Source organism: Pseudarthrobacter woesei (assembly GCF_055412745.1).
Window position 1 is genome coordinate 360,964 of record NZ_JBVAYU010000001.1, and the last position, 16,401, is coordinate 377,364.

At 66.7% G+C, this 16,401-nt stretch carries 19 protein-coding genes; 13 read left to right on the forward strand and 6 right to left on the reverse strand.

The window, feature by feature from the left end; genetic code table 11:
* Nucleotides 1–61 precede the first annotated feature (61 nt).
* From ACZYZE_RS01705 to ACZYZE_RS01715, 3 genes are read right to left on the reverse strand one after another with little or no spacing between them, the layout of a single operon-like run.
* Nucleotides 62–658: a DUF3618 domain-containing protein gene (locus ACZYZE_RS01705; protein WP_463905884.1), complete on the reverse strand. Its 597-nt coding sequence runs from the start codon at nucleotides 656–658 to the stop codon at nucleotides 62–64.
* 18 nt (nucleotides 659–676) lie between these two features.
* Nucleotides 677–1,090, reverse strand: a complete 414-nt coding sequence (locus tag ACZYZE_RS01710; protein WP_463905886.1) for a phage holin family protein — start codon at nucleotides 1,088–1,090, stop codon at nucleotides 677–679.
* Nucleotides 1,087–1,992 (reverse strand): hypothetical protein, encoded by a 906-nt coding sequence (locus ACZYZE_RS01715; protein ID WP_463905888.1) that lies wholly within the window; start codon nucleotides 1,990–1,992, stop codon nucleotides 1,087–1,089. The genes ACZYZE_RS01710 and ACZYZE_RS01715 overlap by 4 nt, the downstream gene beginning before the upstream one ends.
* Before the next feature lie 317 nt (nucleotides 1,993–2,309).
* On the opposite strand from ACZYZE_RS01715, the gene ACZYZE_RS01720 reads away from it, so the two are divergent.
* Nucleotides 2,310–3,230 carry a spermidine synthase gene (locus ACZYZE_RS01720; RefSeq protein WP_459317843.1) on the forward strand — a complete coding sequence of 307 codons (921 nt, stop codon included), beginning with the start codon at nucleotides 2,310–2,312 and terminating at the stop codon, nucleotides 3,228–3,230.
* 28 nt (nucleotides 3,231–3,258) lie between these two features.
* Here ACZYZE_RS01720 and ACZYZE_RS01725 read toward each other — a convergent pair whose 3' ends face one another.
* On the reverse strand, nucleotides 3,259–4,176 hold the full coding sequence (locus tag ACZYZE_RS01725) for a LysR family transcriptional regulator (RefSeq protein WP_459317842.1): 918 nt from the start codon (nucleotides 4,174–4,176) through the stop codon (nucleotides 3,259–3,261).
* Between the two features lie 139 nt (nucleotides 4,177–4,315).
* Between ACZYZE_RS01725 and ACZYZE_RS01730 the strand changes: the two genes are divergently transcribed.
* Nucleotides 4,316–5,065 carry a 3-hydroxybutyrate dehydrogenase gene (locus ACZYZE_RS01730; RefSeq protein WP_459317841.1) on the forward strand — a complete coding sequence of 250 codons (750 nt, stop codon included), beginning with the start codon at nucleotides 4,316–4,318 and terminating at the stop codon, nucleotides 5,063–5,065.
* Between the two features lie 78 nt (nucleotides 5,066–5,143).
* On the opposite strand, the gene ACZYZE_RS01735 is transcribed toward ACZYZE_RS01730, so the two are convergent.
* Nucleotides 5,144–5,386 (reverse strand): helix-turn-helix domain-containing protein, encoded by a 243-nt coding sequence (locus tag ACZYZE_RS01735; protein WP_459317840.1) that lies wholly within the window; start codon nucleotides 5,384–5,386, stop codon nucleotides 5,144–5,146.
* Between the two features lie 235 nt (nucleotides 5,387–5,621).
* Entirely contained in the window at nucleotides 5,622–6,275 is a 654-nt protein-coding gene (locus tag ACZYZE_RS01740) for a LysE family translocator (RefSeq protein ID WP_459317839.1), read from the reverse strand.
* 122 nt (nucleotides 6,276–6,397) lie between these two features.
* Between ACZYZE_RS01740 and ACZYZE_RS01745 the strand changes: the two genes are divergently transcribed.
* The 11 genes from ACZYZE_RS01745 to ACZYZE_RS01795 all read left to right on the forward strand — a co-directional run bounded on the left by ACZYZE_RS01745 (nucleotide 6,398) and on the right by ACZYZE_RS01795 (nucleotide 16,383).
* The gene (locus ACZYZE_RS01745; protein WP_463905891.1) at nucleotides 6,398–6,826 is read left to right on the forward strand and encodes a hypothetical protein; all 429 of its coding nucleotides are present in this window, start codon (nucleotides 6,398–6,400) and stop codon (nucleotides 6,824–6,826) included.
* A complete protein-coding gene (locus ACZYZE_RS01750) occupies nucleotides 6,820–7,053 on the forward strand; it encodes a helix-turn-helix transcriptional regulator (RefSeq protein WP_459317837.1) in 234 nt (77 codons plus the stop codon). Before ACZYZE_RS01745 ends, ACZYZE_RS01750 begins: the two co-directional genes overlap by 7 nt.
* A complete protein-coding gene (locus ACZYZE_RS01755) occupies nucleotides 7,050–8,021 on the forward strand; it encodes an NAD(P)-dependent alcohol dehydrogenase (RefSeq protein ID WP_463905892.1) in 972 nt (323 codons plus the stop codon). The genes ACZYZE_RS01750 and ACZYZE_RS01755 overlap by 4 nt, the downstream gene beginning before the upstream one ends.
* A gap of 182 nt (nucleotides 8,022–8,203) precedes the next feature.
* Complete coding sequence (locus tag ACZYZE_RS01760; RefSeq protein WP_463905894.1) at nucleotides 8,204–9,091, forward strand: IclR family transcriptional regulator; 888 nt, start codon at nucleotides 8,204–8,206, stop codon at nucleotides 9,089–9,091.
* A gap of 250 nt (nucleotides 9,092–9,341) precedes the next feature.
* On the forward strand, nucleotides 9,342–11,063 hold the full coding sequence (gene hutU, locus ACZYZE_RS01765) for a urocanate hydratase (RefSeq protein WP_463905895.1): 1,722 nt from the start codon (nucleotides 9,342–9,344) through the stop codon (nucleotides 11,061–11,063).
* 8 nt (nucleotides 11,064–11,071) lie between these two features.
* Nucleotides 11,072–12,664, forward strand: coding sequence for a histidine ammonia-lyase (gene hutH, locus ACZYZE_RS01770; protein WP_463905896.1), 1,593 nt, complete (start codon nucleotides 11,072–11,074; stop codon nucleotides 12,662–12,664).
* Between the two features lie 150 nt (nucleotides 12,665–12,814).
* The gene (locus tag ACZYZE_RS01775; protein ID WP_459317832.1) at nucleotides 12,815–13,051 is read left to right on the forward strand and encodes a hypothetical protein; all 237 of its coding nucleotides are present in this window, start codon (nucleotides 12,815–12,817) and stop codon (nucleotides 13,049–13,051) included.
* A gap of 311 nt (nucleotides 13,052–13,362) precedes the next feature.
* A complete protein-coding gene (locus ACZYZE_RS01780) occupies nucleotides 13,363–14,499 on the forward strand; it encodes a DUF475 domain-containing protein (protein ID WP_463905898.1) in 1,137 nt (378 codons plus the stop codon).
* A gap of 27 nt (nucleotides 14,500–14,526) precedes the next feature.
* Nucleotides 14,527–15,117, forward strand: a complete 591-nt coding sequence (locus ACZYZE_RS01785) for a TerD family protein (RefSeq protein WP_459317830.1) — start codon at nucleotides 14,527–14,529, stop codon at nucleotides 15,115–15,117.
* 33 nt (nucleotides 15,118–15,150) lie between these two features.
* Nucleotides 15,151–15,732: a TerD family protein gene (locus ACZYZE_RS01790; protein ID WP_459317829.1), complete on the forward strand. Its 582-nt coding sequence runs from the start codon at nucleotides 15,151–15,153 to the stop codon at nucleotides 15,730–15,732.
* A gap of 69 nt (nucleotides 15,733–15,801) precedes the next feature.
* Nucleotides 15,802–16,383, forward strand: coding sequence for a TerD family protein (locus tag ACZYZE_RS01795; protein ID WP_459317828.1), 582 nt, complete (start codon nucleotides 15,802–15,804; stop codon nucleotides 16,381–16,383).
* The last annotated feature ends 18 nt before the right edge of the window (nucleotides 16,384–16,401 follow it).

The following is a 16,401-nucleotide window of genomic DNA, read 5'->3' on the forward strand; positions in this document are numbered from 1 at the left end:
AATCGCAGCGGCCGGCCGCCCAGCGCCTCAGCGCGGGCAGCCGGCCGACTTCAGAGGAGGGCTACGCCTGCTGGACGTGGTCCTTCGCGTCCGCAGCCGAGTCCTTGACCTCCGCCACGGCGCCCTGGCCTTCGGCCTTGACATGCTCGGCGGCGTCGCCGGCCGTGGCCTTGACGTTCTCCATGGCCGCCTGCGCGGGTTCCCTGAGTCCCTCGGCGACGTTCTTGGCAGCCTCAGTCAGTTCCGCAGTGAGCGGTTCGGCCGCGGTCTTCAGGGCATCCGCGGTTTCGCGCTCCTTCTGGCTGGCGGGAATCAGGGAGGAGACCAAAAGGCCGGCGCCGAAGGCGATCAGTCCTGCGGCGAGCGGGTTGCCCTGGGTCTTCGTTTTCACCTGCGTCGGGGCGTCCCCGATCGCGGAGCCCGCATTACCCAAATGCGCGCCGCCACTCCCGGTGGCGGAGTGCACGTTGCCCGGAGCGTGGTCGGCTGCCCCCATGACTTTCTCCTTCACTCCGAAAACGGCATCTTTGACCTTGTCACTTTGCCGCTGCACAATGTGCGACGGCGTGACCTTGTCCGCCACTGCGTCGACATTGCTGCCGAGCCGCGCGCGGGTTGCTTCGATATCTGCTCGGATGTCATCCGGGTTTTCACTCATCGTGGTTCCTCGCTGGATCTAGGAGTTGGGTTTAAGCGCGGGAGGGATTTCCTGCAGGGTCTCGGCGGTCTGGGGCAGGCCCTTGACCGACTTGAGTTCATTGCGGCCGATCGAGGCCAGGACGGCGGCAATGATGCCCCAAATGACGGCCACGACGACGCCGGACCAGGCCAGTCCCATCAGGGTCCCCAGCGCCCACCAAAGCGCCAAGGACAGGAACAGGAGCACAAAGTGGCCCGCGACCCCGGCGCCGGCGAGCATTCCGCTGCCCTTGCCGGCCCGTGTGGCGGACTGCTTGAGTTCCACCTTGGCCAGCTCGACTTCCTGGCGCATCAGGGTGGACATGTCCCGCGTGACGTCGCCCAGGAGGTCGCCGAGGGACGTGGTATCCGCCTTGGCATGGGCGGCGGTAGGAGGTATTTCGCTGCTCATCGACGGCCACCGTCAAAGGGATCTTCGCGCAGGGGATCAGTTCGAAGCGGATCCCTAACCACAGGTTCTGAAGCCCAGCCGTCCTGCCGGATGCCCTCGCGCGGGCTCTCATCGAGGGGCTCGGAGCCCGGCTCCGGGTGGTGTGCGTTCGGCGGGTAGGTGTCCGCGAAGCCCGCCGTGGTGGTTTCCGGGGCCGGCAGTTGTACCGGGGGCGGCGGAACCGCCAATCCTGTATCCGGCATCCGGTTTACATTTGCACCGCCGGCCGCGGGCGTGCCGGCTCCGGGACCCGTCGGTGCGCTGCCCGTGGGCTCCGGGGCGCCGGCGCTGAGGCTCCGACTCAGCCGCCCGGCGAGGATGCCTGCACCGGCGGCCAGCATCAGGAAGGTGCCGGGACGCTGGCGGGCAAAGGTCTTGACTTCGGTCAGCAGCGAACCGGGATCCCGGCCGTCGAGCCAGGACGCCACTGCGGAGGACTGGTCGGCGGCCTGGCGCACCAGGTCGCTAGCGACGCCGGGCTGATCGGAGGCGGCGGCCATCGTGTGCAGTTCGGTCGAAACGGAGCGCAGGCCCTCGGCGACTTTGTGCTGCTGGGTACCCGCCTGTGCTGTGAGGTCGGACTTGGCCTGGTGCAGCAGATCCCGGGTGTTGGTCTTCACCTCCGCGGCGACATTGGCCGCCTCGGCCTTGGCCGTCTGTGCCACGTTCTGGGCCGAATCGGCGGCCTGGGCGGTGACCTCACCGGCCTGCTCCTTGGCCGCGTCCTTCTTGGTGGATCCTTCGTTGGGGCTCGGCGCCGTGACAGCCGAGGGCGGGACGGTCGAATCCTGCCGGGGGTCTGTTTGCTGGGCCGCCGTCGGGGTGCCGAGGCTGCCGTCCTGGGGCCATTGGTTTTCTGTCATCTTCGCTCTCTTTCCAAGAAGATCGGCTGCTGATCACAAACCAGCAATCCTGGGATACAAATAGTAAGCATGATTACTATAAACTAGTAAGTACCCTTGGTTTATTTCTTCTCAGAGGCAGAATGTGTCGGGGCATTCCGGGCGGCCACTGAAGTGGCCCGGTTTTGCGCAGCAGCGGCTCGCCCACGCCCGCAGCCAAGCGGCGCGAGAGGCCAAAACCGGGCCAGTCAAGCACACGACCGGCAGGAGACCGAGCCGGCGGGACCGCCGCTGCCGGTCAACTAGGGTTGAAAGATGAGCAAAACGGTGGACGGCTGATGGCCAAGCGGGGCAGGACGGCCGGCCGGAGCACCGGAAACACGACGCCGGGAGTGATCGAGGTGCCGAAAGGCACCCGCCCGGACGGCCCGGTCGAGGGCATCTACTACATCGACACCGGCGACTGCGAGCTGATCGCGGACCAGGACAACTCCACGGGCTGGCTGCTGCGGATCAACGGCGTGATGAGCTCGCACATCGACCTCGCGGATCCGCTGTTCCTCGACTTCGAGTACATGCGTTGGATCTCCGCGCTGGCGGAATCGCGCTGGTCCCGGGAAACCAAACCGAAGCTGCGCGCCCTTCACCTCGGCGGGGGAGCATGCTCACTGGCCCGGTACTTCCATGCCGCCTATCCGGAAGCCCGCCAGGTGGTGGTGGAACTGGACGGCAAGCTCGCGGAGTACGTCCGCGGCTGGTTCGATCTACCCAAGGCGCCGCTGATGCGCCTGCGCGTGGGAGAGGCCCGCGACGTCACCGAAAACCTCACGCCGCACACCCGCGACCTCATCATCCGCGACGTCTTCGCCGGATCCGTGACCCCGCGTCCGCTGACCACCCAGGAATTCAACGAGCACGCCAAGCGGGTGCTGGCCCCCGGCGGGATCTACGTGGTGAACTCCGGCGACGCTCCGGACCTCAAGAACGCCCGGGAGGACGCGGCCACCATCGCGGTTACCTTCGAGCACACGGTGATCATCGCCGATCCCGCCATGCTCAAGGGCCGGCGCTACGGGAACATGGTCATGGCCGGCAGCGACCTGCCGTTCGACGATGACCCGCAGCTGGCGCGGCGGCTGCTCGGCGGCGCGGTGCCCGCCCACATCTGGAACGACGCCAAGGTCCGGGCCTTCGCGGCCGGGGCCCCGGTCCGCCGCGATCCGCCATCTGTGGGCCCGCCGCCGTCGACTGCTGCTTAACGGCCATCCTGCGGCCCGAAAACGGCGCTTACTGAGCAGCTGCTGCAGTTCCTCCCCGGCCCATCAGCGCTTCGCGGTGGGCCGCGGTCTGTTCGCGCAGTGCCTGCACCACCGCCGCCACGGCCGGTCGGCGCATCGAATCGGGCCGCAGCACCATCCAGTAAGGCAACTTTTCGGCGAAATCCCCGGGCAGCAGCCGGACAAGGTCCGGGTGCAGGTCCGCCGCGAAGCACGGCAGGAACCCGATCCCCGCGCCGGCGCGGGTGGCCTCCACATGGACAAAGACGTTGGTGGAGCTCAGCCCGTCCCGCATGGTCGGAACGAGCCTCCGAGGAGCGTCGAGGTCGTCCACCTGGAGCATGGAATCCACAAAGTAGACCAGCGAATGGGCCGTCAGCTCTTCCACCGTCGCGGGGGTGCCGTACTCGGCCAGATAGTCGCGCGAGGCATACATTCCCAGCATGTACTCGCCGAGCCGGGCGGCCGCCGCCCGGTGCACCTGCGGCTCGCCGACCACCACCTCGATGTCCAGCCCGGAACGCTGCTGGAGCGCCCGGCGCGTCACGGTGATGATCTCGACGCTGAGCCCCGGATGGTCGCGGCGCACGCGGGCCACGGCGGGGGCGGCAATGTAGGCGCTGAAGGCGTCCGTTGCAGTCATCCGGACGACGCCGGTGATGGGGTCCGGAGTCCGGCCCGGCTCCTCGAGGGTCCTGATGGCCGCTTCCACCCGTTCTGCAACCTGCACCGCTTCAGCGCCAAGATCGGTGAGCTCCCATCCTCCCGAGGCGCGCGAGAGCACACGGCCGCCCAGGGCCTTCTCCAGGGCCGCAATCCGCCGGGAAACGGTGGTGTGGTTGAGTCCCAAAGTCTGGGCCGCCGTCGTGAACTTTGCGGAGCGGGAGACCGCCAGCAGTACCAGCAGGTCGTCGGGGTTTGCATTCATATCTGCAATTCTGCACATACCGGGTGCTGGTTTGACCATTGAATCGCCCACTTTGTGCGGCAATACTCATTGAAGCTGCTCAGTGCTGTGCATCATGCCTCGCCTGGGCCGTTAAGACCGCGAACTGAGGAGTGCAGACATGGAGAGCAGCTTGAACGGCCGCAAGGCCCTGGTGACCGGCGGAGCCGGCGGGATCGGTGCCGCCAGCGTCCGGGCCCTGGCCGCACGCGGTGCCAAGGTGGTGATCGCGGATGTGGATGAAGCCGCGGCCGCTGCCCTCGCCGACGAGGTGGGCGGCACCTCCTGGGCGGTCAACCTGCTCGACGTCGAGGCACTCCAGTCCGTCAGCCTGGACTGCGACATCCTCGTCAACAACGCCGGAATCCAGCGGATCAGCCCGATCGAGGACTTCGATCCGGCCGACTTCCGCCGCCTCATCACGCTTATGCTCGAGGCGCCCTTCCTGCTGATTCGGGCCGCGTTGCCGCACATGTACGCGAACAACTTCGGCCGGATCATCAACCTGTCTTCGGTGCATGGCCTGCGCGCCTCGCCGTTCAAGAGCGCCTACGTCTCCGCCAAGCACGGGCTGGAAGGGCTGAGCAAGGTGACCGCGCTGGAAGGCGGCGCGCACGGCGTCACGTCCAACTGCATCAACCCGGGGTACGTCCGGACACCGCTGGTCGAGTCGCAGATTGCCGATCAGGCCAAGGTCCACGGCATCCCCGAGTCCGAGGTTCTGGCGACCATCATGCTGACAGAGGCCGCCGTGAAGCGGCTCGTCGAGCCGGAGGAAGTGGCCTCCCTCGTTGCCTGGCTCGCCTCGGACGACGCCGGCATGGTCACCGGCGCCAGCTACACCATGGACGGCGGCTGGTCCGCACGCTAGCCCGAACCCCTCATCCGCCGGGGTGGGATGTTGCGCCGCATCCTCCGGACTAGGGCGCGACGTCCCGCCACGGTGCGGTTAAGGGGAATCCTGGGCGTTCGGTTCCGGCGCCTCAGGCTCAGGGGCGGGTATGGCCGGCTCGGTGGCCCGGCTGATGTAGTCGGCGACGGCTTCCTCGGGAACCCGGAACGAGCGGCCGACCCGCACGGCGGCGATGGCGTGCGAATTGACCAGCCGGTATACGGTCATTTTCGACACCCGCATCGCTGCGGCCACCTCGGCGATCGTCAGGTAGTGCGGGGACATCGGGGCTGCTGACATGGCAATGCGGCTCCTTCATGGTGCGGCAAGCCGGGCGGCCGGGCCGCGGCTCCGGCGGCAAACGAACTTCGGGCGGTCCGGACCAGCTTCGGAGGGCTCCCCAGCCAAATCTCCGGCTGGTCCGGTACCGCCGTGAAACCCACTGTAAGCTTCTGCCTCGTTCGTAACACGCGTAACTTCTACCCCTGTTACACCGCTCACCACTTGGGCCACAGCCGTGTACTACCTGCAGGGCCTACTTGTCCGGCTGGAGTTCCGGGGCATTGCCCACGAGGGCCAGCGTGCCGCCCAGGCCGATCATCATGACGCCGCCCGTGGTGCCGAGGGCCGCGACCCTCCCGGGCGAGCTGGCGAACCAGCGGCGGGCCGTGCCGGCGACCAGGGCCCAGCCGCTGTCCGAGACCAGGGCGATCAACAGGAACAGCGCCCCGAGCGTTGCCAGCTGCAGCGAAATGGCGCCCGCGGCGTAGTCGACAAACTGCGGGAGCACGGCCACAAAGAAGACAATCGACTTGGGGTTCGTGGCGCCCACGATAAAGCCTTCCCGGAGGATCCGGAAGGTCGACGCCGAACGTGTGGGGTCCGCCGCCGTCGGACCTTTGCCGCGGTGCCGGATCGCCTGGATGCCGAGGTAGACGAGGTAGGCCGCACCGGCGTACTTGACCACGCTGAACAGCGCGATGGACTGGGCAAGCACCACGCCCACGCCCAGCGCCACCGCGGCGATCTGCACCAGCTCGCCCAGTGCGTTGCCGAGAACGCTGAGCAGCCCGCCCTTGCGTCCCAGGGCCAGCGTCCGTCCGATCACGAAGAGCACACTCGGCCCCGGGACGGCGATCAGCAGGAGGGCCACGAGGGCAAAGGCCAGCAGGTTGGCGGCAGGGACCATGCCTGATCTTAGCCCCGGCCCGACCGATTGCAGACTGTGATTTCCGCGCAGAAAAACGATTGACATAATGTCAAAGTTTCTTTACATTAGTGATGTCGGCTTTGTTTTACATGGGAGACGAAATGTCCTTCGAGGAAAAGAGCGCCTGGATCATGGGGGTGGTGGCGGTCGCCGCGTACGCGGTGTACCTCGCCGTCGTCCTGGGCCTGTCCGGTTCCATGCCTCTGGCGGAGGTTCCCTACATGGCGCCGCTGCTGTGGACTGTCGGCGGATCGATCGCGGGATCCATCGTGCTGCACACCGTGATTCGGACGTTCTCGGCCAGGGAGGCCGGGACGAAGGACCAGCGTGACAAGGAGATCTACCGCTTCGGCGAGTACATCGGCCAGTCCTTCCTCGTCATCGGGGGAGTGGCGGGCCTGGTGTTGGCGATGGCTGAGGTGGACCACTTCTGGATCGCCAATGCCATCTACCTGGCCTTCTTCCTCTCGGCAATCCTGGGCTCCGTCGCCAAGATCGTGGCCTACCGCAGGGGCTTCCAGTCATGGTGAAACCGACCAGGGTCACCAACTCGATCCGTCGGCTGCGGTCTGAGCGCGGCGAGCTCACCCAGGCGGAGCTGGCCGAGCGGATCGGCGTCACCCGACAGACCGTCATCGCGATCGAACAGGGCCGCTACTCGCCCTCACTTGAGCTGGCATTCCAGATTGCCCATGTCCTCAGGGTTCCCCTCGATGATGTGTTCCACTACCCGGATTCTGAAGGAGAAGCACCATGAAAGCGATCGTTCAAGACGTTTACGGCTCTGCGGATGTACTGGAGCTGCGCGACGTCGACAAGCCGGTGCCCGCCGACGACGACGTGCTCATCAGGGTCCGCGCTGCCGGCGTCGACCAGGGTGTCTGGCACCTCATGACAGGGCTGCCGTACCTGACCCGAGCCGTCGGCTTCGGGCTCAAGGCGCCCAAGAACGGCATCCGCGGCCGGGAGGTCGCCGGTGAGGTGGAAGCGGTGGGCCGGAACGTCGTCGGATTCCGGCCCGGCGATGAAGTCTTCGGCACCTGCGAAGGGTCCTTTGCAGAATATGTCTGCGCGAAGGAGGGAAAGCTGGCGCTGAAGCCGGCGAACCTCAGTTTCGCGCAGGCAGCCGCCGTCCCGATCTCGGCCGTCACGGCACTCCAGGGACTCCGCGACAGCGGGCAGGTCCGGCCCGGGCAGGAAGTCCTGATCATTGGCGCGGCCGGAGGCGTCGGCGCCTACGCCGTGCAGCTCGCCAAAGCGTTCGGTGCGAAGGTCACCGGGGTGTGCAGTACCGCGAAGACGGATCTGGTCCGCTCGATCGGCGCCGATCACGTCATTGACTACAAGCATGACGACTTCGCCGACGGCTCGAGGCGGTATGACCTCATTCTCGACACCGCCGGCAACCGCCCGCTCCCGGTACTGCGGCGTGCGCTCACGCCGCACGGGACCCTCGTGATCGTCGGCGGCGAAGGCGGCGGGCGCTGGACCGGCGGCTTCGGACGCTCACTGCGCGCACCCATTCTGTCCCTGTTTGTGAGCCAGAAGCTCAAGGGGCTCATCGCCGTCGAGCGCGCGAAAGACCTCAGGTACCTGACCGAACTCATCGAAGCCGGCACGGTGTCGCCGGTCATCGACAAGAGCTATGCGCTGGGCGACGCGGCTGCGGCCATCCGGTACATGCACGAAGGCCGGGCCCGCGGCAAGGTGGTCGTCACGGTGTGAGCCCGGCTTCCTCTGCTACTGCCCGCCCTGGACTGGCGGGGGGGGAAGGTCCTGCGGCGGAATCCCGGCCGCAGTGTCCGGGATTCCAGACACGCGCTGCCGCAGCGGGCCGTCCAGGGACGCCGGGCGGGCGCATGCTTAAGTACGGGATACCGGACATGCCCCGATTTCGAAGAGGACCCATGCCAACGAGCACCACCAGACTGAACGCCACCGCCGAGGCCGGCCCGCCCGCACCGCTGGCCCCGGGCGCCCCAGCCGCCAGGCCGGCCGCCAGGGCCGCTGCCGCGAAGGCGACGTCGAAGGTTCCGGCGGCAGAGCACACACTGCGCATCCTCAAACTGCTGGCCTCCAAGCGCGGGCCGATGGCGGCGTCGAACATTGCCACGGCGCTGGGCCTGCCGCGTTCCAGCGTCTACCACCTGCTTGGCGTGATGGAGGCCAACGGCTTTGTGCTGCACCTGCATGAGGAGCAGCGCTATGGCCTGGGCATCAGCGCCTTCGAGCTCAGTTCCGCCTATTCGCGGCAGGAACCCCTGTCCCGGCTGGGCCGGCCAATGCTCGCCTCGCTCGTCGACGTGATCGGCGAAAGTGCCCACCTGGCCGTGCTGCACGGCCGCGACGTGCTCTACATCGTGGAGGAGCGGGCCAAGAACCGCCCGTCACTGGTGACAGACGTCGGGGTCCGGCTGCCCAGCCACCTCACCGCGAGCGGACGGGCGATCCTCGCCGCGCTGCCCAAGTCGCAGGTCCGCGCCCTGTACCCGAATGCCGCCGCGTTCAGCGCCCGGCACCAGACCGAATCGCCCATCATGAAGTACTCCGCGCTGTCCTCGCACCTGGACCAGGTCCGTCAGCGCGGGTACGCCACCGAACACGGTGAGGTGACGCCCGGCTTCGGCTCGATCGCGGCCGCCGTCACGGACCACGTGGGCTGGCCGACGGCCGCCGTCGCCGTGACCTTCCTCGAGGACAAACTGCCCGCGGAGGAGTGGCCGGCGCTGGCCGCGCGGGTGCAGAAGGTCGCGGACGAGCTCTCCATCCGGATCCACGGCCGCCCCTCCGCCTGATGAGCGTGCCCTAACACCCGCCCCCGCCGCCCCCGCCCGACTGGGTAGCAGCAGGGGCCGTTTTGGGCCGTCAAAACGGCCCCTGCTGCGAGCTACTTGGGGGAACGCGGCGAGCCAGTTGGGGAAAGAAGGATACGTCTGGAATACCGGACAGCACCCTTCCGTAGCCACTGTTTCCGCGGTTGCGGACAGGCTTTAGTTGATACAGAACCTCATTCCACGAAGAATCCAAGACACAAAGGAGCCCGTCATGGCACCCGCCGATTTCACCACCGGTGCCCGCCCGGTCAAAGCAGCCCGCGGCACCACGCTCACCGCCAAGAGCTGGCAGACCGAAGCCCCGCTGCGCATGCTCATGAACAACCTGGACCCCGAGGTCGCCGAACGCCCCGATGACCTGGTGGTCTACGGCGGCACCGGCCGCGCCGTCCGCAGTTGGGCCGCGTTCGACGCCATCACCCGCACCCTGGAAACCATGGAAAAAGACGAGACCCTCCTGGTCCAGTCCGGCAAGCCGGTGGGCGTGTTCCGCACCAACGAATGGGCACCGCGGGTGCTGCTGGCAAACTCCAACCTCGTCGGCGACTGGGCCAACTGGCCCGAGTTCCGCCGGCTCGAGGCCGAGGGCCTGATGATGTACGGCCAGATGACCGCCGGGTCGTGGATCTACATCGGCACCCAGGGCATCCTGCAGGGCACCTTCGAGACCTTCGCCGCGATCGCCCGCAAGCTCACCGGGGACGAGGACGGCACCCTCGCCGGCACCCTGACCCTCACCGGCGGCTGCGGCGGCATGGGCGGCGCCCAGCCACTCGCCGTCACCCTGAACGACGGCGCCTGCCTGGTTGTCGACGTCGACGAGAGCCACCTCCGGAGGCGGCTCGGCAAGCGTTACCTCGACGAGGTCGAAACCGACCTCGACGCCGCCATCGCCAAAGTCCTGGCCGCCAAGGAGGAGCGCCGCGGCTGGTCTGTGGGCTACGTCGGCAACGCCGCCGAAGTCTTCCCCGAGATCCTGCGCCGCCACAACGCCGGCGAGCTCACCGTGGACATCGTCACGGACCAGACCTCCGCCCATGACCCGCTGAGCTACCTCCCCGAAGGCGTCACCATTGAGGAATGGCACCGCGAGGCAGCCGCTGACCCGGAGGGATTCACCAAAAAGGCCCAGGCCTCGATGGCCAGGCACGTGGCGGCCATGGTCGAATTCCAGGATGCCGGCGCCGAGGTCTTCGACTACGGCAACTCCATCCGCGACGAGGCCCGCAAGGGCGGCTACAACCGCGCCTTCGAATTCCCCGGCTTCGTCCCGGCCTATATCCGCCCGCTGTTCTGCGAGGGCCTCGGCCCGTTCCGCTGGGTGGCGCTCTCCGGCGACCCCGAGGACATCGCCGTCACCGATGCCGCCGTTAAAGACCTCTTCCCGGAGAACAAGCACCTGCACCGCTGGCTCGACGCCGCCGCCGAGCGCGTCGAGTTCGAGGGCCTGCCGGCGCGGATCTGCTGGCTGGGCTACGGCGACCGCGCCAAGGCCGGGCTGCTGTTCAACCAGCTCGTCAAGGAGGGCAAAGTCAAGGCCCCCCTCGTGATCGGCCGCGACCACCTCGACTCCGGCTCCGTGGCCTCCCCCTACCGTGAGACCGAGGCCATGGCCGACGGCTCCGACGCCGTGGCCGACTGGCCGTTGCTCAACGCCCTGCTCAACACCGCCTCCGGCGCCACCTGGGTCTCCATCCACCACGGCGGCGGCGTCGGCATCGGCCGCTCCATCCACGCCGGCCAGGTCTCCGTCGCCGACGGCACCGACCTCGCAGCGCAGAAACTCGAACGCCTGCTCACCAACGACCCCGGCATGGGCGTCATCCGCCACGTCGACGCCGGCTACGACCGCGCCGTCGAGGTCGCCCAGGAACGCGGCGTCCGCATCCCGATGGCCCCCGTGACTGCAGACTCCGCCGCAGAAAAGAAGTAGGAATCATCATGACGATAACCACCCACTCACCGCTCACCGTCACCCTCGGCTCCAGCGGCGTCACCCCCGAGGACGTCGTCGCCGTCGCCCGCCACGACGCCCACGTGACCATCTCCCAGGACGCGCTCGACGCCGTCGCCAGGGTCCGCGCCCACATCGACGACCTCGCCCACAGCGAGGTCCCGGCCTACGGCATCTCCACCGGCTTCGGGGCGCTGGCCAACCGGCACATCCCCAACGAGCTGCGCACCCAGCTGCAGAAGTCCCTGATCCGCAGCCACGCCGCCGGCATGGGCCCGGCTGTGGAACGGGAAGTGGTCCGCGGCATCATGTTCCTGCGCGCCAAGACCCTCGCCTCCGGCCGGACCGGTGTCCGCCCCGTAGTGCTGCAGACCATGGTGGACGTCCTCAACGCCGGCATCACCCCGGTGGTCCGCGAATTCGGCTCGCTCGGCTGCTCGGGGGACCTCGCCCCGCTGTCCCACTGCGCCCTGGTCCTCATGGGCGAAGGCGAGGCGATGGGCCCCGACGGTGAGCTGTGCGGCGCCAAGGGCACCCGCACCGTCGCGGAACTTCTCGCCGGGCACGGGATCGACCCCGTGACCCTGGCCGAGAAGGAAGGCCTGGCGCTCGTCAACGGCACCGAAGGCATGCTGGGCATGCTGCTCATGGCCATCGCGGACATCCGCCAGTTGCTCACGACGGCGGATATCACCGCCGCGCTTAGCGTCGAGGCGCTGCTCGGCACCGACCAGGTGTTCCTGCCCGAACTTCACGCCGCGCTGCGGCCGCACCCGGGCCAGGCCTCCTCCGCAGACAACATGCTGCGGGTGCTCTCCAACTCCCCGATTGTCGCCTCGCACCGTGTCAACGACACCAAGGTCCAGGACGCCTACTCGCTGCGCTGCGCACCCCAGGTGGCCGGCGCCGTCCGCGACACCGTGGACCACGCCGCCATGGTCGCCTCCCGCGAACTGGCCGCCGCGATCGACAATCCGGTGGTCCTGCCGGACGGCCGGGTCAGCTCCAACGGCAACTTCCACGGCGCCCCGGTGGCCTACGTGCTGGACTTCCTGGCCATCGCCGTCGCGGACCTGAGTTCCATCGCCGAGCGGCGGACCGACCGGATGCTGGACCCGGCCCGCTCGCACGGGCTGCCGGCCTTCCTGGCCGCTGACCCCGGCGTCGATTCCGGCCTCATGATCGCCCAGTACACCCAGGCCGGCCTGGTCTCGGACAACAAGCGGCTGGCCGTCCCGGCGTCGGTGGACTCGATTCCAAGCTCCGCGATGCAGGAGGATCACGTCTCCATGGGCTGGCACGCGGCCCGCAAGCTCCGCCGCTCCGTGGAGAACCTGCGCCGCGTCCTGGCGATCGAGCTCGTGACCTCGGCGAGGGCGCTGGACATCCGCACCCAGCTCTCCGGCGGCGAACTCGTGCCGGGGCCGGCAGGCACCGCGGTGATCGCGGCACTGCGCGACGTCGTCGACGGTCCGGGAACCGACAGGTTCCTCTCCCCGGAGCTGGAGGCGGCGGACCTCCTCGTCGCCTCGGGCAAGGTCCGGGCGGCGGCCGAATCCGCCGTCGGAAATCTCGCCTGAAAGGAAACAAAATGCAGTTTGGATGACCAATTTCCGGCGCCCCCGAAATAGTAGGCAACACGGCCAGCGGGGGCCCGGAAATTGTAGTACTAATGGGAAGTCACACCAACGAAGTTGTGACATAGAACATATACAAAGGGGTAGAAGTTCATGAAAGCACGCGGGACGGTTATGTCCAGGCGCCTGGTATCCGCCGCCACGGTTTCCGACTGGGGAAGCCTCAAGGCCGGCGATCGGGTCGAAATCCTCAAGCACGCACAGGTTCTGGCGGCCGGTGAGGTCGAAGAAGTCTCAGTGAGCGGCAACGTGCTCTGGCTGGTCCCGGCGGTCCCGTCCGAGACCCAGCTCTTTTTGAAATCCGACGGCGTGCAGGTGCGGCGGAGTTAGCCGCGTAGCCTGCTCGTGACGCTGATGGCCAGGCGAAGGAACTATTTCCTCCGCCTGGCCATCAGCGTTTGGCGGGGCAGGGTACGGCTTTTCGTTCGCCGCGAAGGCCTGGCGGCCGCCGTCAAGGCAGGGCGGACGGAACTTGGACCGGGTCACGGTCGTTGTGAGAAGGTGGGGAGACGGGGCTGCACAGAGTCGCACCCTGCCGATATGATGTTGGCACGAAGTCCTGGGGATAACTTCCGGGATGTTTTTAGCCGTCCTGCCGTCCTTGACTGGTCAGGACCAGTAGTTCCAGGAGTTGTTCCAGCGTGGTTCTCAAGACATTCGGTTGGTCGTTCGCGGTCACCATCATTGCATTGGTGGTCGCCTTTCTTTACGGCGGACCCGAAGCGCTTATCCTCTGCATCATCCTGGGCATTCTTGAAGTCAGCCTGAGTTTTGACAATGCCGTGGTCAACGCACGAATCCTCGAGCGGATGAACCCGTTCTGGCAGAAGATGTTCCTCAGCGTGGGCATCATCATCGCGGTCTTCGGCATGCGCATCCTGTTCCCGCTCCTCATCGTGGGAGTCACAGCCGGCCTGAACCCCATTGAAGCGGTCACCCTGGCCATGGAAAAGGGCGATCCCGGCGCTCCCGGCAGCTACGGCTACCTGCTGCACGAAGCCCATCCTCAGATTGCGGCCTTCGGCGGAATGTTCCTCCTGATGCTCTTCCTGGACTTCATCCTCGCCCACCGTGAGATCAAGTGGATCAAGTTCCTCGAAATCCCGCTGGCCCGGCTGGGCAAGCTCGAGGGCGCATCCCTCATCGCCGGAATGGCGGCACTGGCCATCGCCGGCGCAGTGTCCGGTGAGAAGCAGGGAATCGTCCTGCTCTCGGGCCTGCTCGGCATGATCACCTACTTCCTGGTGAACGGCCTGGGAAACCTCTTCGACGTCGATCAAGACGGCGACATCGACGCTGCGGACGCGGACCTCGTGGTCCACTCAGGCCCCTCCGGTTCCGCCAAGCTGGCCGGCAAGGCTGCCTTTATGCTCTTCCTCTACCTGGAAGTCATCGACGCCTCGTTCTCCTTCGACGGGGTCATCGGGGCCTTCGCCATCACCTCCGACCCCATCATCATCGCCCTCGGACTCGGCTTCATTGGCGCCATGTTCGTCCGCTCCCTGACCGTCTTCCTGGTCCGTCAGGGAACGCTGGACGAATTCGAGTATCTGGACCACGGCGCGCACTGGGCCATTGGCGCCCTGGCAGTCATCCTGCTGATCACCATCGTGGTCCCTATCAACGAAATCATCACCGGCCTCATCGGCGTGGTCTTCATCGGCGCCGCCTTTGCGGGATCGATCCTGCGCAACAGGCGGAACCGTGCCGCCGGGCAGGAAAAAACACTCGAGCCAGCGGATGCGAACGGCTCGTCAGTAGCCAGCACAAAGCAATAGCCACCACTAGGAAATGCGAGTAAGTCAATGGGTTTGAGTTTGCAAAAAGGCCAGTCGCTGTCGCTCACGAAGCAGAACGGCGAGTCCCTCACGAACGTTCGCCTGGGCCTGGGGTGGGACTCGGCAGTCCCGGCCAAGAAGGGGTTCTTCGGCGGAACGAAGACGGTTGAGATCGATCTGGATGCCTCGGCCATCATGTTTGACGGGGAAGGCAAGCACCTGGACACGGTCTTCTTCAACCAGCTCACCAGCAAGGACGGCGCCATCCGCCACACCGGCGACAACCTCACCGGTGCCGGGGACGGCGACGACGAGACCATGATGGTGAACCTGCCCGCGGTCTCGCCGGCGGTCAAGCACGTCGTGTTTGTCATCACGAGCTACAGCCAGCAGACCTTTGACATGGTCAAGAACGCGTTCTGCCGGGTCATCGACGACTCGGTAGCGGGCAGCCCGGAAGTCGCCCGCTACTCCCTCACCGAGGCGGGCTCGAACACGGCAATGGTCATGTCGAAGCTTTCGCGGACCGGCAACGCCTGGAGCTTCCAGGCGATCGGCACTCCGGCCAACGGCCGCACCGCTGCCGAGGTTCTCGGCGCCGCCGCTTCCGTGCTCTAAATCAGTCTTCGCAGCCCACCCAAGGAGGAACACATGTCTAGCCTGACCCTGAGCAAAGGCAGCAACCTGTCCCTGACGAAGGCTGATCCGGGGCTCCGCAGGGCCATGATCGGCCTCGGCTGGGATCCGCGGACCACCGCGGGCGAACAGTTCGACCTCGACGCCTCGGCGCTCCTGGTCAGGGCGGACGGCAAGGTCCGCTCCAACGACGACTTCATCTTCTACAACCAGTTGTCTTCAGCTGACGGCGCCGTCGTGCACCAGGGAGACAACCGTACCGGCGAAGGCGACGGCGACGACGAACAGGTCCTGATCGACCTCGACGCCGTCGCACCCGACGTCGAGAAGATCGTGATCGTCGTATCGATCGACCAGGCGGAGGCCCGCCGCCAGAACTTCGGCCAGGTCCGCGACGCGTTCTGCCGGGTTGTGAACGAGGAGACCGCCAACGAAGTGGTCCGCTACGACCTCACCGAGGATGCGGCAGCCGAAACGTGCATGATTTTCGCGGAAATCTACCGCCACAACGGCGAGTGGAAGTTCCGTGCCGTGGGCCAGGGCTATGCCTCAGGCCTCCGTGGTGTCGCCACGGACTTCGGCATCGCACTGGACTAGAAGCCCGGTGGGCCGGGGGAACCCGGCCACCGCTTCACCACCCCACCTGACTGAACTAGGAGAACAATCATGGCTGGCTTGACCCTTACCAAAGGCAGTAACCTCTCGCTCACCAAGACGGATCCGGGGCTGAACAAGGTTCTCGTCGGGCTGGGCTGGGATCCCCGTACAACAACCGGCGATGCGTTCGACCTGGATGCCTCGGCGCTCTTGCTCGGCGCAGATGGAAAGGTCCGCAGTTCCGCGGATTTCATTTTCTACAACCAGCCGGCTGCAGCCGACGGTTCGGTGGTCCACAAGGGCGACAACCGTTCCGGCGAGGGCGACGGCGACGACGAAGTGGTCGCCGTCGAGCTCTCGGCAGTGGGCGCAGATGTTGAGCGAATCGTCTTCGTGGTCTCGATTGACCAGGCAGAGACCCGCCGCCAGAACTTCGGCCAGGTGCGCGCCGCCTATTGCCGAATCGTGAACCAGGAGACTGACGCGGAAGTCGTGCGCTACGACCTCAGTGAGGATGCGGCGCCGGAGACCTGCATGATCTTCTCGGAGCTCTACCGGCACAACGGCGAATGGAAGTTCAAGGCCGTCGGCCAGGGATACGCCACCGGACTGGCCGGCATCGCCGCGGACTACGGTGTCCAGCTCGGCTAAGACGCAGCGACCAGAGAA